Here is a 26,957-nt window from a genome sequence, read left to right as displayed (position 1 = left end):
GGTTTTGCTGGTTGCAGACACCCACATTAAGGGCAAATTATGTCAGCGATATTGAGCACCTCAAACACGTCATCCAAGTCAGCCGGCTTCGAAAGCTGGTGGCAGACCCAAGGTGAGTGGGTCGAGGAACCCAACGATCGCCGAGGCGGTTACAGTGGTGTGCAGCGTATTTACAAAGACGCCTCGCTACTCTACGCAAAACGCCAAACGGGCCATATTCACCGCAGCCTGCTCCACCCTTTTGGCCGGCCAACCGTACTGCGTGAGCAAGAAGCACTGCTCGGCGCCCGCAAGGCTGGCGTCACCGTCCCCGAAATTGTTTACTGCGCAGCCCAGCGCAGCAGTGATGGTTGGCGAGCGCTGCTGATCACCAAGGCGCTGGAAGGTTTTCAGCCGATTGATCAATGGTATGCCAGCAACGGGCGCGAGCAATGTGGCGAAACAATGCATCAGCAACTGCTGGTAGAAGTCGCCCACACGCTTGCCCGCCTGCACACTGCGCGCTGGCAGCATGGCTGCATCTATATCAAGCATATTTTTGTGCGCATTAACGGCGAGGGCTCTGCAGCTGTGCCCGAGGTCGCACTGCTTGATCTAGAGAAATGCCGGCGCCGTTTGACCAGCAAGCAGGCAGCCATGCACGACATGCTGCAGCTGCGTCGCCATTCGCCCTGGGATCAAACCGACTGGCAATACCTGATAAGCCATTATCAAAAAGCGATGGGCCGCGACTTCAACGAGCTTTACAACGCCACTCGCCGCTAACGCGGCGAGCGCTCAAGCAGGCTTCAACTGCTCTGCTGTACCAAATGCACCACGCGCTGCGGGAATGGAATACCAATACCCGCCTCGTCCATGCGTTCCTTGGTCTGCTCGGTAAAGGCGAAGGTGACCGGCCAAAAGTCGGACGTTGCCACCCACACCCGCAAAGACAGGTTGACCGCACTGTCACCCAGCCCGGTCACAAACACCACGGGAGCGGGTTCGCTGTGCACGCGCGGGTCTTTGGCAATTTCCAGCAGCACGTCACGCGCCGTTTTGATATCGCTGGAGTAATCGATACCCACGTTAATGTCGACGCGACGCTTAGGCTCGCGCGAATAGTTGGTGATATGACCATTCGATAAGCTGCCGTTGGGCACGATCACCACTTTGTTATCGGCGGTTTTCAGCGTGGTATGGAAAATCTGAATGCTGTCGACGCTGCCCGATACGCCCTGCGCCTCGATCCAATCGCCGGCACGGAACGGACGAAACAGCATGATCAAGACGCCGCCCGCGAAGTTTGCCAGGCTGCCTTGCAAGGCCAGGCCAATGGCCAGACCGGCGGCACCGATAACGGCTATAAAGGAGGTGGTTTCCACCCCAACCATCGAGGCTACGCTGACCAGCAGCAGCACTTTCAGCACGATGCCGACCAGGCTACAGATAAAACTGCCGAGCGCCCGGTCAACCTGACGCATGTCGAGTACACGACCAATACTGCTGACGAGCTTACTGACCAACCACCAACCGATCAGCAAAGTGATCAAGGCCAGGGTCAGCTTGCCGCTGTATTCCAGCACGACGGGCAACCAGGCTTCCGACATCTTCACGACTTGTTCGACGTTAAATTCCATTTGTTAATCCTTTTTAAAGCCTAAAAACAAACCGCCACGGCAAGCCGTGGCGGTTTTACTGCACTTACACCGTTGCGACGCCTGCTCGGCGCCAAGGTTCAATACTCACGCGTTAATCGCGGAAGTTATTGAACTGCAAGGGCATACCGAAATCCTTGGCACGCAGGGCGGCAATCGCTTCCTGCAAGTCATCACGCTTCTTGCCGGTAATACGCACCTGCTCGCCCTGGATAGCAGCCTGAACCTTGAGCTTGCTGTCCTTGATGTGCGCGACGATCTTCTTCGCCAAGTCCTTCTCGATGCCTTCACGCAAGATCACTTCCTGCTTGACGCTCTTGCCCGATGGGTAGGCGTCCTTAAATTCCAGGCACTGCACGTCAATCTTGCGTTTGACCAGGCAGAGCTTGAGAATCTCAACCATCTGCTCCAACTGGAAATCCGCATCGGCTGTCAGGTTGACAGTCAGCTCTTTCAGCTCAAAGCTACCTTTACCGCGCAGGTCATAACGACGGTCCAGCTCTTTAATGGCACTGTCGATGGCGTTGGTCACTTCATGTTTGTCCAACTCGGACACCACGTCGAACGAGGGCATGGGCTTACTCCTGATAGACGGCGCGCCCTGCATCACGAATGGGGCACACCTGGCTTGACGGTAAAAAAACCCGGCCATTATATAATGCTAGCCACACACACTGCCCGGCGAAGTACCGGGCCCACGTGATTTCCCTTTAGCGAGCCTGCCCATGTCGAACCCCCACCTGAGTATTTTGGTCGTCGATGACGCCAAGTTCTCCAGCGCCATGATCGGGCGCGCCCTGAGCCAGGCGGGTTATCAGGATCTACGCTTCGCCAGCAGCGCCGCCGAAGCCATCAAACTGCTCGAACAGCGCCCCGCCAGCGTTTTATTGGCCGATTGGCTGATGCCGGAGATGAATGGCCTGGAGTTGACCGTGCAGGTGCGCCAGTTCGACGAAATGGCTCACCACTACACCTACGTCATCCTGCTCACCGGCAAGGAAGGCGAAAACGTACTGAGCGAAGCCTTCGACAGCGGTGTTGATGATTTTATTAGCAAAGCGGCCATGAACGAGCAACTGCTGCCACGGGTCTTCGCCGCCGACCGTCTGTGCAACAGCCTGCAGCGCCTGCTGCAAGAAAATCGCCTGCTCACCGACAACATCGCCAGCCTGGAGCAACGCAACCTGATCGACCCACTCACGGGCCTGGGTAACAACCGCTATTTGCATCAGAAGATGCTCGACAGCCTGCGCCAGATTGAATCCCGTGGCGGCGCGCTGTGTTACCTGCTGATTGGCTTACAGGACGTTCATAGACTGCACCAGCAGCATGGCGAAGCCTTTTATAACGAGCTGCTGAGCGGTGTTTCCCGACGCCTGCAGCAGTTAGTGCGGCCACTGGATGTGTTGGTGCGTCTGGATGAAAACCACTTTGGCCTCATCACCCTGCTAAGCGACCTGCATGAGTGTTCGCCCAGCAGCTTTAAACGCCTGCACGATGGCATCAACCTCAAGGCTTTCAAAACCAGCGAAGGCTTTATCAGCCTCAAAGCCGGGATCAGCTTGGTAGGCCTCGACGCCAAAGGCCTGCCGTGTACCGCGGAGCAAATCACTCAACACGCCGAGAAATTGCTGAGCGAGTCTTACAGCAGCGGCCGCGTAACGGCACTGCGTCTGCCGTTGCAGCAGTAACCCGCGCTCAGCATGTGGCATATCCTCGGGGCCGGCAGCCTGGGCACCCTGTGGGCAACCCGCTTGGCGCGGGCCGGCCTGCCGGTACAGCTGATCCTGCGTGATACACAGCGCCTACGCAGCTATCAACACGCCGGCGGCCTGACCCTAATTGAACAGGGCCAGGCGCAGCGCTTCGCCATCGCGGCCCAAACAAGCACCGATCCGCAGCCGATCCAGCGCCTGCTGCTGGCCTGTAAGGCCTACGATGCCGCCACAGCAGTGAGCCAACTGGCGCCACGCTTAGTCGCCGGTGCGGAAATACTATTGCTGCAAAATGGCCTGGGCAGCCAGGACGAGGTCGCGCGCGCGGCCCCGCAGGCGCGCTGCATTATGGCGTCCAGCACCGAAGGCGCGTTTCGCCAGGCGGATTTCCAGGTGGTGTTTGCTGGCCACGGCCATACCTGGCTCGGCGACCCGCTTGATGGGCAGCCACCGGCCTGGCTGGCTGATTTACAACTCGCCGGAATTGCTCATGACTGGAGCCTGGATATTCTCAGCCGCTTGTGGCGCAAACTGGCGCTGAACTGCGCCATCAACCCCCTCACCGTGCTGCATGACTGCCGCAATGGTGGGTTGCGCGAACACCCGGCGCAGGTGGCCTGCTTGTGCAGCGAGCTGAGTGAGTTGCTGCAGCGCTGCGGCCATAGCGCGGCCGCCGAGAACCTGTATGGCGACGTGCAACGGGTCATCCTAGCCACCGCCGCAAACTTTTCCTCCATGCACCAAGATGTCAGCCAGGGCCGACGCACAGAAATCGCCTACCTGCTGGGTTATGCCTGCGATGCTGCGCAGCGCCACCAACTGCTGCTACCCCATTTAAACGCCCTGCACAGCCAACTGCTCACGCACCTCAACGCACGCGGATTGCCCAGTTACTGAGCAGCGCGTTAACCTGCCGACACGTTCACCACCGACACACCTCGCCATGCCCCTGCGTCAGCGCCTTGAAAATCTCCCGGTCGGCCGCAAACTGCTGGTCGCCCTGCTGGCATTGCTGGCCACCGTACTGCTGGTCGCCAACCTGGCCTTTATCAGCGCGGCTTACTGGATCTCCCAGGAAAGCATGGCCCCACAAGCGCTGCACACCCTCGGCCGGCTGATTGCCAGCCCACAGTTGAGCAAACATGCGCTGAGCTCTCCCGCCGCGGCCAAAGCCCTGCTCAAGCGCCTGGATGACTACGCACCGCTGCGGGCGGCGATGATTTATGACGCCGACGGCCTGAGCCTGGCGCAGCTGCAGCGCGGCAGCAAACTGCAGCTGCCGCAGCACATTGAAGAGGTCGAGTCCTGGCGGCACAGTGAGTTTCGCATCAGCCAGTTAATCGAATTGCCCCAAGACACCGGCCATTCCGGCCATTTACTGCTGGTCGCCTCCAGCGAACTGCCAGGGGTGTTCTACACCGGCACACTGACCGCCAGCCTGGTGATTCTCGCCCTGAGCGTCGTGCTCTGGCTGATTGTCTCGCGCCAGGTACGCCGCCTGATCACCCGACCGATCCGCCGCCTGGAAGAACTCTCACGCCAAGTCACCCGCGAGGAGAACTACGCCTTGCGCGCACGCCGCGGCAACGCTGACGAAATCGGCGGCCTGGCCGATGCCTTCAACACCATGCTGGTGCGCATCGAAGCCCGCGAGCAACAGCTCAAGCGCGCCCGCGATGACGTCCAGCAAGCCTTCGACCAGGCCCAGCACCTTGCGGAAGAAACCCGCCATTCCAACCGAAAACTGGAGCTGGAAGTGCAGGTGCGCAGCAAAATCGAGAAAAAGCTCACCGGCTTTCAGAACTACCTCAACAGCATCATCGACTCCATGCCCTCGGCCCTGATCGCCCTCGACGAGCAGCTCTATGTCACCCAGTGGAACCAGGAAGCCAGCAGCCTGTCCGGCACCCGCCTGGACGAGGCACTGAATCAGCCGATTTTCCTCGCATTCCCGCCGCTCAAACCCTTTCTGCCGCAGCTAAAACGCACTGTCGAACAGCATCAAGTGGAAAAAATCGAACGCGTCACCTGGGGCAGCAATGAACAACCTCTGCACTTCGCCCTGACCTTCTACCCGCTGACCGGCAGCAGCGGCCGTGGCGTGGTGATCCGCATCGACGACATCACCCAGCGCCTCAACCTCGAAGAAATGATGGTGCAATCAGAGAAGATGCTCTCCGTGGGTGGCCTCGCCGCCGGCATGGCGCACGAGATCAACAACCCCCTGGGGGCCATCCTGCATAACGTGCAGAACATCCGCCGGCGCCTGTCACCGGAGCTGGAAAAAAACCGCGAACAGGCCGAGCAAGCTGGCATCTGCCTGGAAGCCATCGACCGTTACCTGCAGGCCCGAGAGATCCCGCGCCTGCTCGACGGTATCCAGCAGGCCGGCAGCCGCGCCGCCAAGATCGTCAGCCATATGCTCAACTTCAGCCGCCGCAGCGACCGCCAGCTGGCGCCCTGCCACCTGCCCGCGCTGGTCGATCAGGCGCTGGAAATCGCCAGCAACGACTTCGACCTGACCGACAGCTTCGACTTCAAGAGCCTGAACATCCAACGCGAATTCGCCGCCGACCTGCCCGCTGTGCCAGCCACCGCCAACGAACTGGAACAGGTGCTGCTCAACCTGCTGAAAAACGCCGCCCAGGCCATCCATCAACGTGACGACAGCACAACACCGGGGCAGATCACCCTGCGCGTACGCCTGGCGCCGCCTTGGGCGGAAATCCAGGTGGAAGACAATGGCGTCGGCATGCCCGAGTCGGTGCGCAAGCGCATCTTCGAGCCGTTCTTCACCACCAAGGAAGTCGGCCAGGGCACCGGTTTGGGCCTGTCTGTCTCCTACTTTATCGTCACCAACAACCACAAAGGGCAGATGGAAGTGCAGTCCAAAGCCGGCCAGGGCACCTGCTTTACCCTGCGCCTGCCCATGACCGCCGCCACGCCAGACACAGGTCTCTGAACATGGGTTACCGCCTCTCGAAAATCTACACCCGCACCGGCGATGCCGGCGAAACCGGCCTGGCCGATGGCCGCCGCGTGACCAAGGATCACCCACGGGTGGATGCCATGGGCGAAGTGGACACGCTAAATAGTCATATCGGTCTGCTGCTGGCTGACCTTGCCGAACATGCGGCCCATTGCCCCGGATTGAATGAAATCATCGAGGTGCTCACGCCTTGCCAACATCGCCTGTTCGATCTTGGCGGCGAACTGGCGATGCCCGACTACCAGGCGCTGCAGGCCCCGGAAATCGAACGACTGGAAGCCGCCATCGACCGCTGGAACGAAGAAGTCGGCCCACTGGAGAACTTCATCCTGCCCGGCGGCTCGCGCCTGATTGCCCAGGCGCATGTGTGCCGCAGCCTGGCCCGCAGCGCCGAGCGCCGCTGCCAACACCTGAACGCCGTGGAACCGATTCGCGGCGTAGGCCTGGCCTACGTCAACCGCCTGTCAGACCTGCTGTTTGTCGCCGCGCGGCTGATCGCAAAGCGTCAGGGGATTGATGAAGTGCTTTGGCAGGCGGCTGCCAAAGAGCCACACAACTAGAGCAGGCTAAGCTGGCTTTCGAAGCTACGTCGCTCACCACTCAACGGGTCGATAAAGCTCAGCCCCTTGGCTAACAGCTTTAGCGGTTTGCTGTAATCATCCAAGGCATCCGGTGCATCGGTGACCTCAGGGTAGAACGGGTCATTGAGGATCGGCGCGCCCAGCGCGGCTAGATGCACACGCAGCTGATGCTTCTTGCCTGTGACCGGATACAGCCGATATAGCCAGTGTTCGCCGAGGCGCTGGGCGACCTCGATGCGCGTTTCAGTATTGGCCTCACCGGCCACTTCCTGCATGCGGAAGAACGGCTCAGCGCCCTCCAGCCGCGTCGCCCGCAGCAGCGGGAAGTCCAGTTGTGGCAAAGCCGCCGCCAGCGCCTCGTAGCACTTATCCATCTGCCGCAACCGGAACAGCGCCTGGTACTGGCCACGACTCTGCCGATTGGTGGAGAACAACACGAGGCCTGCGGTGTGCCGATCAATCCGGTGCAGCGGCACCAGGTCAGCATTGCCCAGCCGCTTAGCCAGGCGCGCCTGCAGGGTCTGCTCGACGTATTCGCCGGCCGGCATCACCGGCAGAAAATGCGGCTTGTCGGCCACCAGCAAATGCTCATCGACATACAGCAGAGTTTCTTCGAAGGGAATCGGCGTCTCTGCCGGCACCTCACGAAAATAGTGCACCTTGAGCCCTTCGCGGTAAGCCGCCGCCATGCTGAGCGGCTGCCCCTGGGCGTCCAGCACCCGACCACGGGCGATCCGCTCCTGCCACACCGCCGGGGCAATCGCCGGGAAATGCGCACACAGGCATTCGAACACCGTCGCCCAGTTGCCACGCGGCAAATGCAGGGTGCTGGGGCGCATATTCGAGGGGGAACGGGCTTCAACAGTCATGAACACACTCAACAACCAGGCGGAAGCGCACAGGATAACCCAGGCCCGCGCTTAACCCGCCCCTGACGCCGGGCTCTGCAGAGACATACGAAACAGCGCCGCCAACAGGTCGGACTGGCTGACGATACCCAGCAACTGGCGCTGTTCATCGACGACGGGCAGCCGATGCACGTCGCTATCCGTGAGCATCTGCAGCAGATAGGTCACCGGCCAGTCGGCGCGGCAGGTCGGCGCCTGCCGGCGCATGCATTGGCTGACGGTCTGCGTATCGGCGTCTGCCAGCAACAGATCATGCAGGCTGAGCATGCCCTGCAGTTCACCCTGCGGGTTGAGTACCGGCATGGCGCTGAGCCGATGCTCATGCAGGCTCAAACGCGCCTCGGTAAGGCTGCTGTGCTCCGTCAGCGTCTGCACATCACGGGACATGATGTCGCCACAGCGCACCTCGCCAAAGCGGCGTTGATAAGCCCGCGCCTCGGTTTGCAGGAGAATCTCTTCCAGGTCTTCGCGGGAAATATCGAGCAACTCGCCGCGCGCCTTGAGCACCGCATCCAGATCCGCCGGGGTGAAGCCCAAACGATCACGGGGGATCGGATCACGGGTCTTGTGCACGTTGCCATGCTCAAGCGGACGATGCGGGTATTGCCGGCGCAAGGCGTTATTGAACAGCAGCGCGATCAGCAGCAGACCAATGGAGTTCAGCCCCACCGGGTAGAGGGCGAAGTGATAACCCAGCTGGGCCACTTCCGGGCCGGCCAGCACCGCCGTCAGTGCCACCGCGCCACCCGGTGGATGCAGGCAGCGCAGGGCAAACATCCCGGCAATCGCCAAACCGCCAGCCAACGCCGCTACCAGCGCGTCGTGACCGAGCCAGGTGGCGCAACTGACGCCGACAATTGCGGAGATCAGGTTGCCACCGAGAATCGACCAGGGTTGCGCCAGAGGGCTGGCCGGCACGGCAAACAACAGCACCGCCGACGCGCCCATGGGGGCAATCAGCCATGGGCTGGCACTGCCCAGCACCTCGCGGCATAGCCAACCGCTGAACAGCAGGCCCAGCACCGCGCCCACACAGCTGAGCACCCGCTCGCTCAGGCTGACCGCCATGGGCGCCGGCCAGAAGCCTTTCAACCATGTTTTGATGCCTTGCACCGTTAAACGCCCACCTGTCGCGCACCATTTGAGGTGCGCGACTATAACGTTCTTTGCCCGCAGGCGACCAACGGCGCCACCTACTCGGGCCAGAACGCGCGAATACCCGCCACGCCCTGGGCGCCGACCTGCCAGGCGTGCTCTACATCGGCCGGGGTAACGCCGCCCAGCAGGTAGGCCGGCTGATTGAAGCCCTGCAGCAGCTCGGCAACCTGCGCCCAGCCCAGCGGCTGCGCATCGGGATGGGTCTGGGTAGCTTGCACGGGAGACAGTGTGATGAAATCCACGCCCATCTGCGTGGCCAGCTCCAGCTCCTGCGCACTGTGGCAAGAGGCCGCCAGCCAGCGCAGCGGCGGAAACGGTCGGCCGCCAGCGCTCAATTCGCGCAACTGCTGCGCCGTCAGGTGCCAGCCGGCAGCGGGAAAGTCGCCCAGCCACTCCAGTGGCCCTTTGAGCATCAGCTGCGCCTTGCCCGCACAGAGGCCGAGAGCATCCACGGCAATATCGCGGTACTGCGCATCAAACATCGCCGGAGCGCGCAGTTGCAGCAAACGAATACCGCTTTTCAGCGCGGCCTGGATACCGCGCAGCAGTTCTGGCCCACTCAGCCCCTCGGGGGTGATCAGATAACGTTCGGGTAAGCGCGCTGCCGCGACAATCGGCCGATTAGCGGCGGGAAACTCATAATCGCCCAACTGCCGAGGGCTGACCCAGGCCAACGGTTGGCCTTCGGCGCCATGGGGCTCGCCGGTAAACGCCGAGACTTCCCAGACATCCAGCAGCACCTGCTTGTCCGGGTAGTCATGACGCACCTGAATCAACGGTCGCGCGGCGCTGGGGCGAATACCCAGCTCCTCTTCCAGCTCCCGGGCCAGGGCTACCGGCACCGTCTCGCTAGCCTCGACCTTGCCACCGGGAAACTCCCAGAGGCCGCCCTGGTGCTTATCCTCGGGGCGTTTGGCGAGCAGAATCTGCCCATCCACACCGCGAATAACCGCAGCGGCTACATGAATACGCTTCACGCCAGATGTTCCTCCTGAGCAGCCTGGTACCAGCGCTGAAACGCCGGCCACTGATAGATCGTCTCGACATAGGCGACAGCTTCTGCCGGCAGCGCCACCTGATAACTGCGCAGACGCGCTGCCACCGGGGCAAAGAAGGCATCCGCCAAGCTCGGCTGGCCAAACAGGAAGCCGCCAGCCTGAGCAAAGCGCTGCCGGCACTCGGCCCACAAAGCGCAAACGCGCTGAATATCAGCCATGGCATCGGCCGGTATTTCGGCTAAGGCCTGATTGCGCTTGAGGTCCATCGGCAGGTGACTGCGCAGCGCAAAAAAACCGCTGTGCATCTCGGCGCAGGCACTGCGGGCCAGCGCTCGCGCCGCTCGCTCCTGCGGCCAGAGTTGGGCCGCCGGGAAACACTCGGCCAGGTATTCGCCAATCGCCAGGGAGTCCCAGATGATGGCTTCGTCAGTGATCAGCAACGGCACCTTGCCGGTCGGCGAGTGCTGCAGAATCTGTGCGCGAGTCTCGGGGCGGTTCAGCGCGATCAGCTGTTCGCTATAGGGCGCACCGCTGAGTTCCAAGGCCAGCGCCGCACGCAGCGACCAGGACGAATAGGTTTTGTCACCGATAACCAGAGTAAGAGACATGGGCTGCGCTCAGGGCGGGAAGGTCAAACGACCTTAAAAGGCGCCCCCTGCAATAGCAAATTCCCGTTGTTCATAGCGCTATGAACAACGGGAATGCGGGCAGCCAAACAGCAGATGCGTGGTCGATCAGGTGCGGTATTCCGCGTTGATCTTCACGTACTCGTGGGACAGATCAGTGGTCCAAATGGTCTCGCTGCAGCTGCCACGGCCCAACTCAATACGGATGGTGATTTCTTCTTTCGCCATCACCGCAGAGCCCTGCTCTTCGGTGTAGCTGGCCGCGCGACAGCCGCGGCTGGCGATGCACACGTCACCCAGGAACACGTCGATCAAGCTGACGTCCAGTTGCGCCACTCCAGCACAGCCCACGGCAGCCAGAATGCGTCCCCAGTTTGGATCGGAAGCAAACAGCGCAGTCTTGATCAGCGGCGAATGCGCCACGGCGTACCCAACGTCCAGGCACTCCTGATGGGTTGCACCGCCGTTCACCTGAACGGTGACGAACTTGGTTGCACCCTCACCGTCACGCACGATGGCCTGTGCCACGTCCATGCACACACTGAACACCGCCTCTTTGAGCTTGGCGAACAGATCGCCGCTGGCCTGGGTGATCTCTGGCAGGGCCGCCTGACCGGTAGCGATGAGCATGCAGCAATCGTTGGTCGAGGTATCGCCATCGATGGTGATGCGGTTGAACGATTTGTTCGCCGCGTCGCGCAGCAAATCCTGCAGTACGCCCTGGGCAACCTTGGCGTCGGTGGCAATGTAACCCAGCATGGTCGCCATATTCGGCTTGATCATCCCGGCGCCCTTGGAAATACCGGTCACGGTAACGGTAACGCCATCGTGCACGAACTGGCGGCTGGCGCCCTTGGGCAAGGTGTCGGTGGTCATGATGCCCGTGGCGGCCTCAGCCCAATGATCCGGCGCCAGATCGTCCAGCGCCGCACGCAGCGCACCTTCAATCTTCGCCACGGGTAACGGCTCACCGATCACCCCGGTGGAAAAAGGCAACACGGCCCCCTCCTCCACCCCGGTCAGGGCCGCCAGAGCAGAGCAGGTGTGCGCCGCATCGCGCAGACCCTGCTCACCGGTGCCAGCGTTGGCATTGCCGGTGTTGGTCAGCAGGTAACGCACGCTGCCCAGCACACGCTTCTTGGCCAGAATCACGGCCGCGGCGCAGAACGCATTGAGGGTGAACACCCCCGCTACGCTGGAGCCCTCGGCACATCGCATGACTACCACATCTTTACGCCCAGGACGCTTGATGCCCGCAGAAGCGATGCCCAATTCGAAACCTGGAACCGGGTGCAGGGTAGACAATGGGCCAAGACCAACAGCCATAGGGAACACTCCTTGAGGGGGTAGGACATGAGAGATGGTAAAACGCCGCGAGCGGTCGAACCGTTCGCGGCGTTATTCAAGCGGGGCCAAGCATAGCCAACCTCACTGTCGGCGCAACCCGCTCTACACAGTCGGCTTAGTTAACCTGACCGTGGCAGTGCTTGTACTTCTTACCGGAACCACACGGGCACGGCTCGTTACGGCCAATCTTCGGCTCAGTGCGCACAGGCGCCACAGCCACCGCTACATCACCCTCCTCTTCAGAGGTTTGCGGCGGCATAGCCGAGGCGTCCGCGTGCTGAAACTGCATGCGCTCAGCCAATGCCTCGGCCTCGCGACGCAGACGCGCCTCTTCTTCGGCCGGATCTTCGCGGCGCACCTGCACATGCGACAGCACGCGGATGGTGTCGCGCTTGATCGAATCCAGCAATTCCTGGAACAAGGTGAAAGACTCACGCTTGTATTCCTGCTTGGGGTTCTTTTGTGCATAACCGCGCAGGTGAATACCGTGGCGCAGGTGATCCATGGTCGACAGGTGATCTTTCCACAGGTCGTCGAGCACACGCAGCAGAATCTGCTTCTCGAAGGTGCGCAGCGCTTCGGCACTGGCCTCGATTTCCTTCTCGTTGTAAGCCTTGATCAGCTCGTCAAGAATGCGCTCACGCAGGGTCTCTTCATACAGCTTGTGATCATCGTCGAGCCACTGCTGTATCGGCAGACGCAAGTTGAAGCTGGTGTACAGCGCCTCTTCTAGACCGGCGATGTCCCACTGTTCAGGCAGCGACTGTGGCGCGATATGTTCGTTGACCAGGTTCTCGACGACTTCGCGGCGGAAATCGGCAATGGTTTCGCCAATATTATCTGCGGCAAGCAGGGTGTTGCGCATGTGATAGATCACCTTGCGCTGCTCGTTGGCCACGTCGTCGTATTCCAGCAGTTGCTTACGCATGTCGAAGTTGCGGCCTTCAACCTTGCGCTGCGCCTTCTCGATGGCATTGCTGACCATGCGGTGCTCAATGGCCTCGCCAGGCTGCATACCCAGAGCCTTCATAAAGTTCTTCACCCGATCCGAGGCGAAGATGCGCATCAGGTTGTCTTCCAGCGACAAATAGAAACGGCTGGAACCTGGGTCACCCTGGCGGCCGGCACGACCACGCAGCTGATTGTCGATACGCCGCGATTCATGGCGCTCAGACGCGATTACATGCAAACCACCGGCTTCAATCACTTGCTGGTGACGCTTCTGCCAATCGGCCTTGATTTGGGCGATCTGCTCAGGTGTGGGGTTTTCCAGGTTGGCGACTTCAACTTCCCAGTTGCCACCCAACAGAATGTCGGTACCGCGACCGGCCATGTTGGTGGCAATCGTCAGCGCGCCCGGACGACCGGCCTGGGCAATGATTTCCGCTTCCTTCTCATGGAACTTGGCATTCAGCACCTTGTGCTCGATGCCTTCCTGATTGAGTAGCGCCGACATGTGCTCGGACGTTTCGATGGTCGCCGTACCAACCAGAACGGGCCGGCCCAACGCCATGCTTTCCTTGATGTCGGTAACGATGGCGGCGTACTTCTCTTCCGCAGTCAGGTAGACCAGGTCGTTGAAGTCTTTACGCGCCAAGGCACGGTTGGTCGGAATGACGATCACCGCCAAACCGTAAATCTGATGGAACTCGAACGCTTCGGTATCAGCCGTACCGGTCATGCCGGACAGCTTGTTGTACAGGCGGAAGTAGTTCTGGAAGGTGGTCGAGGCCAGCGTCTGGCTCTCGGCCTGGATCGGCAGACCTTCTTTGGCTTCGATCGCCTGGTGCAGGCCCTCAGACAAACGACGACCTGGCATGGTACGGCCGGTGTGTTCGTCGATCAGCAGCACCTGGTTGTTCTGCACAATGTATTCAACGTTGCGGTTGAACAGTTTGTGCGCACGCAGCCCAGAGTACACATGGGTCAGCAGACCCAGGTTATGCGCCGAATACAGGCTCTCGCCTTCAGCCAGCAAACCGACTTCGGTGAGCATTTCTTCAACAAACTGGTGGCCGGCTTCATTCAGCTCAACCTGACGAGCCTTCTCATCAAGCTTGTAATGGCCTTCCTGAGTAACAACGCCCTCTTCTTCCTCAATATGCAGCTTGAGGCGCGGGATCAGCTTGTTGACCTCGGTATAAAGGCGCGAACTGTCTTCGGCCTGACCAGAGATGATCAACGGGGTGCGCGCTTCATCGATCAGAATGGAGTCAACTTCGTCGATTACAGCGAAATTCAGCTCACGCTGGAATTTATCTTCCAGACTGAAAGCCATGTTGTCGCGCAGGTAATCGAAGCCAAATTCGTTGTTGGTGCCGTAGGTGATATCGGCCGCGTAGGCTTCACGCTTCTCTTCCGGCGGCATAAACGGGGTGACAATCCCCACCGTCATACCGAGGAACTCATACAGCGGACGCATCCAGTTGGCGTCGCGGCGCGCCAGGTAGTCGTTGACCGTGACCACATGCACGCCCTTACCGGACAGCGCATTGAGGTACACCGCCAGGGTCGCCACCAGGGTCTTACCCTCACCGGTGCGCATCTCGGCGATCTTGCCTTCATGCAAGGTCATGCCACCAATCAACTGCACGTCGAAGTGGCGCATGCCCATCACCCGCTTGCCGGCTTCGCGGGCTACCGCAAAGGCTTCAGCGAGCAGTTGATCGAGGGTTTCGCCTTTAGCCAAACGGGCTTTGAACTCATCCGTCTTGGCTCGCAGTTGCTCATCGGAAAGGGCAAGCATCTGCTCCTCGAAGGCATTGACGGCGCTTACCGCCTTGAGCATGCGTTTAACTTCACGCTCGTTCTTGCTTCCAAAGAGTTTCTTCAACAAAGGCGCAAACATATCGACAGGATCTTCCAGGCGTATGGATTGAGGGCTACTGAACAGCGACCCATGCAGCACTTTTAGCTGCGTGCGAGGTGGGCATTCTACTCGGAAACGCTAATGAGGAAAGCGGCGTTATTCGACGCCGCCCACTCGAGCGATGTAGCTGGCCGGATTAACCACCCGACCATTCTTGGTGACTTCGAAGTGTACATGGTAACCACTGGCGCGCCCGCTGCGACCAACCCTGGCAATCGTTTGGTCGCGCTGCACCAGATCACCAATCTGTACCAAGTTACTCTGGTTGTGCGCATACAGCGTGGTGTATCCATCTGCATGGCTGACCTCCACGACATTACCATAGCCCGACTTGACCCCAGAGAAGCTCACCACACCCGCAGCGACAGCGACCACATCACTGCCCGGCTTGGCGGCAAAATCGACACCTTTATGCTGGGCGTTACGCCCAGTGAGCGGGTGTACGCGCCTGCCGAAGGGCGAAGACATGTAGCCATTGCGCACCGGCATACCCGATAGGTATTCGGCTTCGCTCAGCTGGCGCTCGCCGATCAACTGCTCGAGCACTTCTAATAACTGCTCACGACTGTCCAGGCGCAAGCTCAAGCGGTCGAGTTCATCCATAAACAGCGGCGGCGCATACGCTGCATCGCCCAAGCTATCTTCAGCACCGCCCTGGCCGACGTTGAGCGAAAAGTCGAACTCACTGGCATCTAGATCGGCCAATTCGGTCAGCCGCGCACCCAGCGCATCCAGACGCGTCAGGCGCGCCTGCAGCTCGGCCACATGTGCAGCGAACGCATCCAGCTGGCGCTGGGCGTCCAGGCGCACAGCGCCGACTTCGGCACGCTGCTGATCGAGCACCTGATTGATTTGCGTATCGTCCTGCACCCTAACAGTGGCAGGCGCCCACCAGGCCCCTACCGCTACACCGCTGGCCAGTGCAGCACCGAGCGCCAGCAACATCACCAACAGTAGCCCACGCAAATTTAGGCTGAGTGAACGTGCGGCACCGTGGTGCCGACTGAGTAAAATGATCTGCACTGCATTCCCCTAACGGTGAAGACACAGCCGGCAGCAGCGATTCTGCTACCATGCTGACTTCACTTTCTCAGGCGTCCTGCCATGACATTTCGTCCTTTGCCGGCCCGGGCTCCCGCCGCACTCTTGCGCGAAGCGAAGCCTCTGAAAGCGCTGTTCAATCAAGCGCAACGCATTGATCGCCTGCAACACTTACTCGAGAGCCAACTGCAGCCGGCAGCCCGCGAACACTGCCATGTAGCGTCATGGCGCGAGGGCTGCCTGCTGCTGATAATCACCGATGGCCATTGGGCCACGCGCCTGCGCTATCAACAAAAACGCTTGTTGAAACAGCTGCAGGCACTCGAAGAGTTCGCGACCTTAACGAAGATTCTGTTCAAGGTGCAACCTCCGACCGCTGAAAGGCGTGCGCCAAGTCGCACAATGAATTTGTCCAACAGCGCGGCAGAAAACATCCAATCTACCGCCGAAGGCATCAGTGACCCCAAACTCCGCGCAGCCCTGGAACGCCTGGCAAAACACACCCAAAGCGATAAGCAAATAGACTAAAACAGCCGACCAAAACACCCTGTGGCATGTTTATCCAGGCGCTGTAACTGCTCGAAATAGCCCTCCAGCACCGGCAACAGATAAAAAAGGCCACCCGAAGGTGGCCTTAAAAAGTAAAGAAGGAAGGTAGTACGTTACACCGCCGCAACCGGGCGCATGTAGGAGATTGGCGCGGTATTGGGGTCATCAAAGGTGACAACTTCCCACGCATCGGTTTGCTCAATCAGAGTGCGCAGCAGAAGGTTATTCAGCGCATGACCCGATTTGAAACCTTTGAACTCGCCAATCAGGCTGTTACCCAGCAGGTAGAGATCGCCAATCGCATCGAGAATCTTGTGCTTAACAAATTCGTCCTCATACCGCAGGCCGTCTTCGTTCAACACGCGGAACTCATCCACGACGATGGCGTTATCCACGCTGCCGCCGAGCGCCAGGTTTTGTGAACGCAGGAACTCGATATCACGCATAAAACCGAACGTGCGAGCGCGACTCACTTCCTTCACGAACGACGTGCTGGAGAAGTCAACGCTGGCCGACTGGGTGCGATTGCGGAACACCGGGTGATCGAAATCGATCTCAAAGGTCACTTTGAATCCTTCGAAAGGCACAAAAGTGGCGCGCTTGTCGCCATCTTCCACCGTGACTTCACGAAGGATACGGATGAACTTCTTGTGGGCGTCCTGCTCTTGCAGACCAGCCGATTGAATCAGGAATACAAAGGGACCCGCACTGCCATCCATGATCGGCACTTCGGATGCGGAGAGCTCGACGTAGGCGTTATCGATGCCCAGGCCAGCCATGGCCGAAAGCAGGTGCTCTACCGTATCCACCTTGACATCACCATTGACCAACGTGGTCGACATGGTGGTTTCACCGACATTCCCTGCACGCGCGGGAATTTCCACGACAGGGTCCAGGTCGGTACGACGGAACACGATACCGGTGTCGACTGGTGCCGGCTTTAGGGTCAGGTATACCTTTTCCCCGGAATGCAGGCCTACGCCAGTGGCGCGGATGATGTTCTTCAGGGTGCGTTGTCTGATCATGGATTGGACCGCTATAGCACTAGTTGCGAATAGTTTTCAACAATGGCCGGCGATGATAGCAGAACCGGCCTTTGCTGAACACCAATCGTCCCAATACTCCTGATACATTTCATCAATCGGCCTGGCGACGCAGGAAGGCTGGAATGTCGAGGTAATCCAGATCATCCTGCGGATTCATCTTGGCCGCAGTGGCTGCGCCGCCGTGGCTTTGACGCTGAACGGTAGGACGCTCGTAATCTTTGTAATTGACGCTTTGCTCGCCCCGCGCCGGTGCGGCTGCGTTGCTGTGAGCGTTGGCAGACACCTGCACAGTATTGTCGATAACCTTGACCGGCTTCTCAATCCGCGCACCCAGGCCGGTGGCCACTACAGTGACGTGCAGCTCGTCGCGCATATCCGGATCGATCACAGTGCCGACCTTGACGGTGGCGTGCTCGGAAGCGAACTGCTCGATGATGTTACCCACGTCGGAGTACTCACCCAGGGACAGGTCAGGACCGGCGGTGATATTCACCAGGATGCCACGCGCGCCTTGCAGATTGACGTCTTCGAGCAACGGATTGCGAATGGCCGCTTCGGTGGCTTCGCGAGCGCGGTTAGGACCACTGGCGCAACCAGTGCCCATCATCGCCATGCCCATTTCGCTCATCACGGTTTTCACGTCGGCGAAGTCGACGTTGATCATGCCCGGACGCTTGATGATGTCGGAGATACCGCGCACGGCACCGGCCAGTACATCGTCAGCCTTGGCGAAAGCCGACAGCAAGCTGGCGTCCTTACCGAGGATGGTCAGCAGTTTTTCGTTGGGAATGGTGATCAGCGAGTCGACACTTTCCGACAGCGCACGAATGCCTTCTTCGGCGATCAGCATGCGCTTCTTGCCTTCGAACGGGAACGGACGGGTCACCACTGCAACGGTGAGGATGCCCATTTCCTTGGCCACTTGAGCGATTACTGGGGCTGCACCGGTACCGGTACCGCCGCCCATGCCGGTGGTGATAAAGACCATATCGGTGCCTTGCAGCACTTCAGCGATCCGCTCGCGGTCTTCCATAGCGGCCTGACGGCCAACTTCTGGGTTAGCACCCGCACCGAGACCTTTAGTCACTGCAGTGCCTAGCTGCAGAACGGTGCGTGCGCCGATGTTTTTTAGGGCCTGTGCATCCGTGTTGGCGCAGATGAACTCAACGCCTTCAATGTTGTTTTTCGCCATGTGATTGACAGCATTACCGCCGCCGCCGCCCACGCCGATGACCTTGATAACCGCACTTGCTGGAGCGCTGTCTACGAGTTCAAACATTTTCCCTCTCCTTTACTTTCTAGTTATAACGCCTACTGCAAAATCAAAAATTGCCCTGGACCCAGCGTTTCAGCCGTTCCAGCACAGGTTGTTTGGGTTCATCGCTGTAGCTGCCAAGCGCAGACATCGAAACGCCGTCGGCCTGCTTTTGCAGCCCGTACAGCAGCAGGCCTACGCCTGTTGAATAGATGGGGTTACGCACGACGTCGGCCAATCCTTTGACACCCTGAGGAATACCCAGGCGTACCGGCATATGGAAAATTTCTTCGGCCAGCTCGACGGCTCCTTCCATCTTCGCTGTACCGCCTGTGAGAACGATCCCGGCCGGGATCAAGTCCTCATAACCACTGCGACGCAGCTCAGCCTGAATCAGGGTGAACAGCTCGTCGTAACGTGGTTCAACCACTTCAGCCAGGGACTGACGCGACAAATCGCGCGGCGGACGATCACCGACGCTCGGCACCTTGATGGTCTCGCCTGCACCGGCCAGTTTGGCCAACGCGCAAGCATACCGAATCTTGATCTCTTCGGCATACTGAGTTGGCGTGCGCAGGGCCATGGCGATGTCATTGGTGACCTGATCGCCAGCAATTGGGATCACTGCGGTATGGCGGATCGCGCCTTCGGTGAAGATGCAGATGTCGGTGGTGCCACCGCCGATATCGACCAGGCACACACCCAGCTCTTTCTCGTCATCGGTTAACACGGCATAGGCCGAAGCCAGCTGCTCGAGAATGATGTCGTCAACCTCAAGACCGCAGCGGCGCACACACTTCTCGATGTTCTGCGCGGCATTCACCGCACAGGTGACCACGTGCACCTTGGCTTCCAGGCGTACACCGGACATCCCCAGTGGCTCGCGCACGCCCTCTTGGTTATCGATCACATAATCCTGCGGCAGGGTATGCAGCACCCGCTGGTCGGCAGGAATGGCCACAGCCTGTGCGGCATCGAGTACCCGCTCAAGGTCAGCCGAACTGACTTCGCGATCACGAATCGCGACAATACCGTGGCTGTTGAGGCTACGAATATGGTTACCGGCCAGGCCGACAAAGGCCGAGTGGATACGGCAACCGGCCATCAGCTGCGCTTCTTCGACGGCGCGCTGGATAGACTGTACGGTCGATTCGATATTCACCACCACGCCCTTTTTCAGGCCGCGTGATGGATGAGTGCCGATGCCGACGATTTCCAACTGGCCGTCCGCATTCACTTCACCGACCAGCGCCACCACTTTGGAGGTACCGATATCGAGACCGACGATCATCTTGCCGCTCTGCACGTTTGCCATGGCTCTTACTTTCTCCTGATTCACTGCACGACAGCGGTTGGTGCCGCCGTGGGCGCGACCGGCTCACGCCATGCCACGGCCAGGCCGTTGGCATAACGCAAATCGATGCGCGCGATATTCGCTTGTTGCTCTTTTAGGGCCTTGTCATAGATGGCCGTGAAACGCCGCATTTTTTCCACCAGATGGTCACGCCCCAAAAGCAGTTCGATGCCCTGCCCGGTGGAGAGGAACCAGCTGCCACGCTCACGCAACTCCAGGCGCGCCACGGAAAAACCCACGGGGCGTAGCATCTGGCTGATCACTTGGTATTGCTGCATCACCTGCTGTTGCGCACGCTTGGGGCCATACAGCTGCGGCAGGTGGGGATAATTGGCCAGCTCCAGCGGCGCAAACGCCTCGCCCTGGTTGTTTAACAGCGCCTCATCACCCCAACGGGCAATCGGCAATTGTTCTTCCAGACGCACCACCAACTGATCCGGCCATATACGGCGTACCTGAGCGCTGGCGATCCAGGGCATCGACTCCAACTCATGACGCAGGCTGAGCAGATCGACACTGAAGAAGCTGGCGTTGGCGTAAGGCGCAATGCGCTGCTGTACAGCCTGCTGATTGACGTAGCTGAGGTCGCCTTCGACGCTGATTCTGGCGATCGGCTGGTCGGCATACGGCATGGCGCGCAACGACAGCTCATAGGTGCCGGAACCGAGCCCCAGCAATAACAGCGGCCAGGTCAGGCGCTTCAACAAAGTGCCAAAGCCAACAAGTCGGGTTTTCTGCACGTTAACGCGCAGGCTGATCGGCTCCTTGGCCACCAAACGGCTGGCACCGCGCGGCACAGGCTTGCCGCGCAGAGGCGCGCGGGAAGTCCCTGGCTGGTGGCGCACGTTAGCCGTCATGAGTTAACCCCGCGCCTCTAGGCTGTCAGCAAGAACCGCCAACACCAACTGTTGAAAATCCAGACCGGCTGCCTGCGCCGCCATCGGCACCAGGCTGTGGTCGGTCATGCCGGGAACCGTGTTGACTTCAAGCAACCAGAATCGGCCATCGCCATCCTGCATCACGTCAGCCCGGGCCCAACCTTGAATGCCCACCGCTTCGCAGGCGCGTGCAGTGAGCTCGACAAGCTCAGCTTCTTTGCCGGCGTCTAGGCCGCAGGGGATGCGGTACTGGGTGTCATTGGCCAGGTACTTGGCGTCGTAGTCGTAAAAACTGTGGGGCGTGCCCAGGGCGATCGGCGGCAGCACCTGACCACGCAGCACCGCGACAGTGAACTCCGGGCCGGCAATCCACTGCTCAACCAGCACTTGGGAGTCATAACCACTGGCATCCTGCCAGGCCGCAATCAACGCCTGCAGATCACCCACCTTGGCCATGCCAATGCTCGAACCTTCATGCGCCGGTTTGACGATCAGTGGGAAGCCCAAGTCAGCCGCAGCCGCCTCGCAATCGGCGACCGAGGCCAGCACCGCATGACGTGGCGTGGAGAGGCCCAAGCTCTGCCAAACCTGCTTGGTACGCAGTTTGTCCATGGCCAGGGCCGAGGCCAGGATGCCGCTGCCGGTATAAGGAATACCGGCGCACTCAAGCAACCCTTGCATCGCCCCATCTTCACCGCCGCGACCGTGCAGAACGATAAAGGCGCGGTCGATTTTTTCACTGACCAAACGCTGTAGAAAGTCGGTCCCAACATCGATACCAAAGGCATCCACGCCGGCAGCCTGCAGCGCTTGCAAAACGGCATTGCCGGACTTCAGCGACACTTCACGCTCGGCACTCTTGCCGCCAAACAGCACAGCCACGCGGCCGAAGGCGCTGACCGGATACTGAGACTTCAAGCTTTCGGCATTCATTTCGACTTACCTTGCGCCGCGGCGAACAGCGGGCTTTGCAGCAGTTGCGGGGCCAAGCCGCCGATATCACCGGCACCCTGACAAAGAAGAATGTCGCCGGCACGCAGCAGCGGCTTGACGATCGGGGCGAGGTCCACACCGCGCTCGATATAGATCGGGTCGAGTTGGCCGCGCTGACGAATGCTGTGGCACAGCTGACGACTGTCCGCCCCCGGGATGGGCTCTTCGCCCGCCGGATAGACTTCCATCAGCAACAACACGTTGGCATCGCCCAAAACCTGCACGAAGTCGTCATACAGGTCGCGGGTACGGCTAAAGCGGTGCGGCTGATACACCATGACCAAACGGCGCTCTGGCCAACCGCCACGTACAGCCTTGATCACGGCGGCGACTTCACGTGGGTGATGGCCGTAGTCATCGACCAGCATCACGTTGCCACCCTCAACCGGCAGTTCGCCGTACACCTGAAAACGCCGACCGACACCCTGGAAACCCGACAAGCCCTGGACGATGGCTTCATCACTGATGCCCTCGTCAGTGGCAATCGCAATGGTCGCCAGGGCATTCAAGACATTGTGGTTACCCGGCATATTGACCGACACATCCAGCGGCGCGCGGTCGCGGCGCAGCACGGTGAAGAAGGTCTGCATGCCCTGCTGGCGCACATTGATAGCCCGTACGTCAGCACCATCATCGAAGCCATAGGTCACAGTGGGACGCGCCACCTGCGGCAGAATTTCGCGCACGATCGGGTCATCCACGCACATCACTGCCAGGCCATAAAACGGCAGGTTGTGCAGGAACTCGAGGAAGGTTTTCTTCAACTTGTTGAAGTCACCTCCGTACGTGCTCATGTGGTCCATATCAATATTGGTAACGACTGAGACCATGGGCTGCAGATGCAGGAAGCTGGCATCGCTTTCATCGGCTTCCGCGATCAGGTAGCGGCTGCTACCGAGCTGAGCATTGGTACCGGCTGCATTCAGCCGACCACCAATCACAAAGGTCGGATCCAGGCCACCCGCAGCAAATACCGAGGCCAGCAAGCTGGTGGTGGTGGTTTTGCCGTGGGTGCCGGCAACGGCGATGCCATGGCGATAGCGCATCAGCTCGGCGAGCATCTCGGCGCGCGGTACCACCGGAATACGCCGCTCAAGGGCGATAGCGACTTCCGGGTTGCTGGTATTGATCGCACTGGACACCACCAGCACATCGGCCTGCTCGGCGTTTTCCGCGCGATGGCCAATAAAAATCTGCGCACCGAAGCTTTCCAGGCGCTCGGTGACCGCCGAAATTTTCAGGTCGGAGCCAGACACTTCATAGCCGAGGTTAAGCAGCACTTCGGCGATGCCACACATGCCCGCACCACCGATGCCGACAAAATGGATACGGCGAATACGGCGCATACGACGGATTTCCGAACGAGCAGCAGCGGGAGACTTAGCCACGGGCCACCTCCAGACAGATATCGACAACGGTGCAGGTGGCGTCGGGCTTGGCCAGACGGCGGGCCGTTTGGCCCAGTTCAACGAGTTGTTCGGGGCGCATCAAAACCTCGGTCAGCTGCGCGGCCAGCGTGGCGGCGTCAGTGGAACGTTGCGGCAGCAGTACGGCAGCGCCGGCACTGGCCAGATAGTCGGCATTGCGTGTCTGGTGATCGTCGATCGCATGGGGCAGCGGGACGAGGAATGCCGGCAAACCCGCGGCGGCCAGCTCGCTGACAGTCAGCGCGCCGGCGCGGCACACCACCAGATCAGCCCAGGCATAGGCCCGCGCCATGTCTTTGATAAATGGCACGACCTGCGCTTCGACGCCGGCCGCGCTATAGCGTTCACTGGTAATTGCATCGTGTTGCTTACCAGCCTGATGGAACACCTCAGGGCGCAGCTCGGCCGCCACTTGCGATAACGCTTCGGGGAGCAATTTATTCAGCGGCTCGGCACCCAGGCTGCCGCCCAGCACCAACAAACGCGGCTGACGGTTGCGTAGCGAATCACGCGGGGTTGCCAGGAACAGCTCTTCACGTACCGGGTTGCCGGTGGTGCGGCGCTTGTCACTGTTAGCGAAGGTATTGGGGAAGGCTTCGCACACGCGGCTGGCAAATGGCACCAGGCTGCGGTTGGCCGTGCCCGCTACAGCGTTCTGCTCATGGATGATCAGCGGCGCACCGCTCATCTTCGCAGCCAAGCCGCCCGGACCGGTGACATAGCCGCCCATGCCCAGCACGCAGACCGGCTGCAGCTCACGCATCACCTTGCGGGCTTGGAATAACGCCTTGATCAACTGGAATAGAGCCTTCAGCAGTGACAGCTTGCCTTTACCGCGCAGCCCGCTGACATCAATCAGGTGCAGCGGCAAGCCCGCCGCCGGCACCAGTTCATTCTCGATGCCACGTGGCGTACCCAGCCAATGCACGCTGTAGCCACGCGCCTTGAACTCACGAGCACAGGCCAGCGCGGGGAATACATGACCACCGGTGCCACCAGCCATGATCAGCACATTACCGCGCATGTTGAACCTCCTCGACGGCTTGGCCTTCGAAGAAATCGGATTCTTTGAAGTCGACATCCTCGCTACCCAGTTGGGTGCGACGCTCCCATTCGATGCGCAGCAACAACGCCAGGCTGATGCAGCAGATCACCAACGAGCTGCCGCCGTAGCTGAGAAATGGCAGGGTCAGGCCTTTGGTCGGCAGCAAGCCCACGTTTACCCCGATGTTGATCAGCACCTGGCCGATCCACAAGAAAGCCAGGCCGTAGGCCACATACGCCGAGAAGAACTGCTTGGCCTTCTCCGCCCACAGGCCGATATACAGCGCGCGCACGCTGACAAACACGAACAGGCCAACGGTGAGCAAAGCTCCGACCATGCCCAGCTCTTCGGCCAGCACGGCAAACACGAAGTCGGTATGCGCTTCCGGCAGGTAGAACTGCTTCTGCACGCTGTTGCCCAGCCCTACGCCAAACCACTCGCCGCGGCCAAAGGCGATTAGCGCCTGACTCAGCTGATAACCAGCGCCGTACTGGTCTGCCCAAGGGTCGACAAAGTTGGTCAGGCGCTCCAGGCGATAGGCCTGACTGGTCATCACCCACACGCCCAGGCCGAGCACGCCGGTGGCCAGCGGAATAAAACGCAGCAGGTTGACCCCACCGAGAAACAGCATGGCGATCGAGGCACCGACCAACACCACGGTGGCGCCGAAGTCGGGCTCGGCCAACAACAGCATGGCAATCGGCCCCAGCACCAGCATCGGCTTGATAAAGCCGGTGAGCTTCTCGCGCACCTCGGTCTGGCGACGCACCAGATAGGCGGCGATAAACATCACGCTAAACAACTTGGCCAACTCGGACGGCTGCAGGTTGAAGATACCCAGGCCGATCCAGCGTTTGGCCCCGTTGACTTCACGGCCAATGCCCGGCAGCAACACCAAGATCAACAGCACCACCGCCACCAGCAACAGCGTGCCGCTGTAACGCTGCCACAGCGCCATAGGCACCAGCAAAGTTGCCAGTGCAGCGCCCAGACCGATGGCCAGATAAATCAGGTGGCGAATCATGTGGTACAGCGGATTGCCTGACTGCAACGCCGCCACTTCCGAGGACGCCGAAGTGATCATCACCAAACCCAGGCCGAGCAGCGCCAGGCAACCGGCAAGCAACGGGAAGTCCAGGTCGATACCCCGACGGGTATGCAGCGGCGATGGCGCGGCGAGCAGACGGGCAAGCATCACTGCAACCCCTCCACAGCCTGGGCGAACAGACGTCCGCGCTCTTCGAAGTTCTTGAACATGTCGAGACTGGCGCAAGCCGGCGACAGCAGCACGGCATCGCCCTGCTCAGCCAGCTCGGCGGCACGCTGTACGGCCTCATCCAGGGTCTTGACCCGGATCAGCGGCGCGGCATCACCCAGCGCATCGGCCAGCAATTCAGTGTCGCGACCCAGCAACACCACGGCGCGGCAGAACTTGCCGACCGGCGCTTTCAACGCTGAAAAGTCCGCGCCTTTGCCATCACCACCGGCGATCAGCACCAGCTTGCCGTCGATATCCGCGCCCAGGCCGTCGATGGCCGCCAGTGCGGCGCCAACGTTGGTCGCCTTGGAATCGTCGTAGTAGCTCACGGCATTACGCTCGCCAACCCACTGACAGCGATGCGGCAGGCCAGCGAACTGCTTGAGGGTTGCCAACATCGGCTCGAACGGCAGACCAACGGCATGCCCCAGCGCCAAAGCAGCCAGGGCGTTGGATTGGTTGTGCGCGCCGCGAATTTTCAACTCACGCACTGGCAACAAGGCGGCGAACTGGTAGCCCAGGCACTTCTCGCCGTTTTCATCAATCAAGCCAAAGCGCTTGAAGTCGGGCTTGCCGAGGCCGAAATACCAGCACGGCAATTGATCGGCCACCAGGGGACGCGACAGCGCATCATCACGGTTGACCACCACCTGCCGCGCGCCGCGGAAGATGCGGTGCTTGGCCAGGTGATAGGCCGGCAGATCGGCGTAGCGATCCATATGGTCTTCGCTGATGTTCAGGCAGGTCGCCACTTCCGCATTCAGCTGGTCGGTGGTTTCCAGCTGGAAGCTAGACAACTCCATGACATACAGCTCGATCTCATCATTCAGAAGATCCAGCGCCGGGGTGCCAAGGTTGCCACCCACAGCGACCTTCTTGCCGGCCGCAGCGGCCATCTCACCAACCAGCGTGGTGACGGTGCTTTTGGCGTTGGACCCAGTGATCGCAATGATCGGCGCCTTGGCATAACGAGCAAACAGGTCGATATCACCCGACAGCTTCACGCCGCGCGCCGCAGCCGCCTGCAACGCCGGCGTGGCGACGGCTAGACCCGGGCTGACCAGCAGTTCACTGGCGCGGCAGAGGAACTCCACGTCCAGTTCGCCACAACGCACTTCGACCTGCGGGAACTGCTCGCGCATGGTGGCGAGTTCCGGCGGATTGGCACGGGTATCGACCACGGCAAACGGCAAGCCCTGGCACGCGAGGAAACGCACCAGGGACATGCCGCTCTTGCCGAGGCCGACAACGATGCGGAAGTGGTCAGACGCGATCAGGCTCAT

24 protein-coding genes are annotated in these 26,957 nt (G+C 60.3%); 6 read left to right on the top strand and 18 right to left on the bottom strand.

Features of this window, described 5'->3' with window-relative positions; translation table 11 throughout:
• Positions 1-39 precede the first annotated feature (39 nt).
• Complete coding sequence (locus SOP97_RS17225; RefSeq protein WP_322950271.1) at positions 40-765, top strand: lipopolysaccharide kinase InaA family protein; 726 nt, start codon at positions 40-42, stop codon at positions 763-765.
• Positions 766-788: 23 nt separating this feature from the next.
• On the opposite strand, the gene SOP97_RS17220 is transcribed toward SOP97_RS17225, so the two are convergent.
• Both SOP97_RS17220 and SOP97_RS17215 read right to left on the bottom strand, forming a co-directional pair.
• On the bottom strand, positions 789-1,619 hold the full coding sequence (locus SOP97_RS17220) for a mechanosensitive ion channel family protein (protein WP_322950270.1): 831 nt from the start codon (positions 1,617-1,619) through the stop codon (positions 789-791).
• Positions 1,620-1,731: 112 nt separating this feature from the next.
• Complete coding sequence (locus tag SOP97_RS17215) at positions 1,732-2,211, bottom strand: YajQ family cyclic di-GMP-binding protein (protein ID WP_274087487.1); 480 nt, start codon at positions 2,209-2,211, stop codon at positions 1,732-1,734.
• Between the two features lie 151 nt (positions 2,212-2,362).
• Between SOP97_RS17215 and SOP97_RS17210 the strand changes: the two genes are divergently transcribed.
• Genes SOP97_RS17210 through SOP97_RS17195 form a run of 4 tightly spaced genes read left to right on the top strand, consistent with a single transcriptional unit; the run spans position 2,363 to position 6,901 of the window.
• Positions 2,363-3,328: a GGDEF domain-containing response regulator gene (locus tag SOP97_RS17210; protein WP_322950269.1), complete on the top strand. Its 966-nt coding sequence runs from the start codon at positions 2,363-2,365 to the stop codon at positions 3,326-3,328.
• Between the two features lie 12 nt (positions 3,329-3,340).
• The gene (locus SOP97_RS17205; RefSeq protein WP_322950268.1) at positions 3,341-4,249 is read left to right on the top strand and encodes a putative 2-dehydropantoate 2-reductase; all 909 of its coding nucleotides are present in this window, start codon (positions 3,341-3,343) and stop codon (positions 4,247-4,249) included.
• A 46-nt stretch (positions 4,250-4,295) separates the two neighbouring features.
• Positions 4,296-6,314 carry a sensor histidine kinase gene (locus SOP97_RS17200; RefSeq protein ID WP_322950267.1) on the top strand — a complete coding sequence of 673 codons (2,019 nt, stop codon included), beginning with the start codon at positions 4,296-4,298 and terminating at the stop codon, positions 6,312-6,314.
• A 2-nt stretch (positions 6,315-6,316) separates the two neighbouring features.
• Positions 6,317-6,901: a cob(I)yrinic acid a,c-diamide adenosyltransferase gene (locus SOP97_RS17195; protein ID WP_322950266.1), complete on the top strand. Its 585-nt coding sequence runs from the start codon at positions 6,317-6,319 to the stop codon at positions 6,899-6,901.
• Here SOP97_RS17195 and SOP97_RS17190 read toward each other — a convergent pair.
• From SOP97_RS17190 to SOP97_RS17160, 7 genes are all read right to left on the bottom strand, one after another.
• Positions 6,898-7,791: an RluA family pseudouridine synthase gene (locus tag SOP97_RS17190; RefSeq protein WP_322950265.1), complete on the bottom strand. Its 894-nt coding sequence runs from the start codon at positions 7,789-7,791 to the stop codon at positions 6,898-6,900. The genes SOP97_RS17195 and SOP97_RS17190 overlap by 4 nt on opposite strands.
• Positions 7,792-7,842: 51 nt before the next feature.
• On the bottom strand, positions 7,843-8,943 hold the full coding sequence (locus SOP97_RS17185; RefSeq protein ID WP_322950264.1) for an HPP family protein: 1,101 nt from the start codon (positions 8,941-8,943) through the stop codon (positions 7,843-7,845).
• An 80-nt stretch (positions 8,944-9,023) separates the two neighbouring features.
• Positions 9,024-9,965, bottom strand: a complete 942-nt coding sequence (locus tag SOP97_RS17180; RefSeq protein WP_322950263.1) for a Nudix family hydrolase — start codon at positions 9,963-9,965, stop codon at positions 9,024-9,026.
• Positions 9,962-10,594: a glutathione S-transferase family protein gene (locus SOP97_RS17175; protein ID WP_322950262.1), complete on the bottom strand. Its 633-nt coding sequence runs from the start codon at positions 10,592-10,594 to the stop codon at positions 9,962-9,964. Before SOP97_RS17175 ends, SOP97_RS17180 begins: the two co-directional genes overlap by 4 nt.
• A 126-nt stretch (positions 10,595-10,720) precedes the next feature.
• A complete protein-coding gene (argJ, locus tag SOP97_RS17170; protein ID WP_322950261.1) occupies positions 10,721-11,938 on the bottom strand; it encodes a bifunctional glutamate N-acetyltransferase/amino-acid acetyltransferase ArgJ in 1,218 nt (405 codons plus the stop codon).
• Between the two features lie 136 nt (positions 11,939-12,074).
• On the bottom strand, positions 12,075-14,807 hold the full coding sequence (gene secA, locus SOP97_RS17165; RefSeq protein WP_322950260.1) for a preprotein translocase subunit SecA: 2,733 nt from the start codon (positions 14,805-14,807) through the stop codon (positions 12,075-12,077).
• Between the two features lie 117 nt (positions 14,808-14,924).
• On the bottom strand, positions 14,925-15,851 hold the full coding sequence (locus tag SOP97_RS17160) for a M23 family metallopeptidase (RefSeq protein WP_322950259.1): 927 nt from the start codon (positions 15,849-15,851) through the stop codon (positions 14,925-14,927).
• Positions 15,852-15,932: 81 nt separating this feature from the next.
• On the opposite strand from SOP97_RS17160, the gene SOP97_RS17155 reads away from it, so the two are divergent.
• Positions 15,933-16,397, top strand: a complete 465-nt coding sequence (locus SOP97_RS17155; protein ID WP_322950258.1) for a DUF721 domain-containing protein — start codon at positions 15,933-15,935, stop codon at positions 16,395-16,397.
• 134 nt (positions 16,398-16,531) lie between these two features.
• On the opposite strand, the gene lpxC is transcribed toward SOP97_RS17155, so the two are convergent.
• The 9 genes from lpxC to murD form a co-directional block, all read right to left on the bottom strand.
• A complete protein-coding gene (lpxC, locus tag SOP97_RS17150; RefSeq protein ID WP_274087499.1) occupies positions 16,532-17,443 on the bottom strand; it encodes a UDP-3-O-acyl-N-acetylglucosamine deacetylase in 912 nt (303 codons plus the stop codon).
• Positions 17,444-17,555: 112 nt separating this feature from the next.
• The gene (gene ftsZ, locus SOP97_RS17145) at positions 17,556-18,743 is read right to left on the bottom strand and encodes a cell division protein FtsZ (RefSeq protein ID WP_274087500.1); all 1,188 of its coding nucleotides are present in this window, start codon (positions 18,741-18,743) and stop codon (positions 17,556-17,558) included.
• A 43-nt stretch (positions 18,744-18,786) separates the two neighbouring features.
• Positions 18,787-20,034, bottom strand: a complete 1,248-nt coding sequence (ftsA, locus tag SOP97_RS17140) for a cell division protein FtsA (protein WP_274087501.1) — start codon at positions 20,032-20,034, stop codon at positions 18,787-18,789.
• Positions 20,035-20,054: 20 nt separating this feature from the next.
• A complete protein-coding gene (locus SOP97_RS17135; protein ID WP_322950257.1) occupies positions 20,055-20,930 on the bottom strand; it encodes a cell division protein FtsQ/DivIB in 876 nt (291 codons plus the stop codon).
• 3 nt (positions 20,931-20,933) lie between these two features.
• On the bottom strand, positions 20,934-21,884 hold the full coding sequence (locus SOP97_RS17130) for a D-alanine--D-alanine ligase (protein WP_322950256.1): 951 nt from the start codon (positions 21,882-21,884) through the stop codon (positions 20,934-20,936).
• Positions 21,881-23,290, bottom strand: coding sequence for a UDP-N-acetylmuramate--L-alanine ligase (gene murC / locus SOP97_RS17125; RefSeq protein WP_322950312.1), 1,410 nt, complete (start codon positions 23,288-23,290; stop codon positions 21,881-21,883). The genes SOP97_RS17130 and murC overlap by 4 nt, the downstream gene beginning before the upstream one ends.
• A 34-nt stretch (positions 23,291-23,324) precedes the next feature.
• A complete protein-coding gene (gene murG, locus SOP97_RS17120; protein WP_322950255.1) occupies positions 23,325-24,395 on the bottom strand; it encodes an undecaprenyldiphospho-muramoylpentapeptide beta-N-acetylglucosaminyltransferase in 1,071 nt (356 codons plus the stop codon).
• Positions 24,385-25,611: a putative lipid II flippase FtsW gene (gene ftsW, locus SOP97_RS17115; protein WP_322950254.1), complete on the bottom strand. Its 1,227-nt coding sequence runs from the start codon at positions 25,609-25,611 to the stop codon at positions 24,385-24,387. The genes murG and ftsW overlap by 11 nt, the downstream gene beginning before the upstream one ends.
• A complete protein-coding gene (gene murD, locus SOP97_RS17110) occupies positions 25,611-26,957 on the bottom strand; it encodes a UDP-N-acetylmuramoyl-L-alanine--D-glutamate ligase (RefSeq protein ID WP_322950253.1) in 1,347 nt (448 codons plus the stop codon). The genes ftsW and murD overlap by 1 nt, the downstream gene beginning before the upstream one ends.

Source organism: Pseudomonas spirodelae (assembly GCF_034653255.1).
Classification (GTDB): Bacteria; Pseudomonadota; Gammaproteobacteria; order Pseudomonadales; family Pseudomonadaceae; genus Aquipseudomonas; species Aquipseudomonas spirodelae.
Note: the sequence above shows the minus strand (reverse complement) of the source record. Positions and strands in the feature narration are given on the sequence as shown.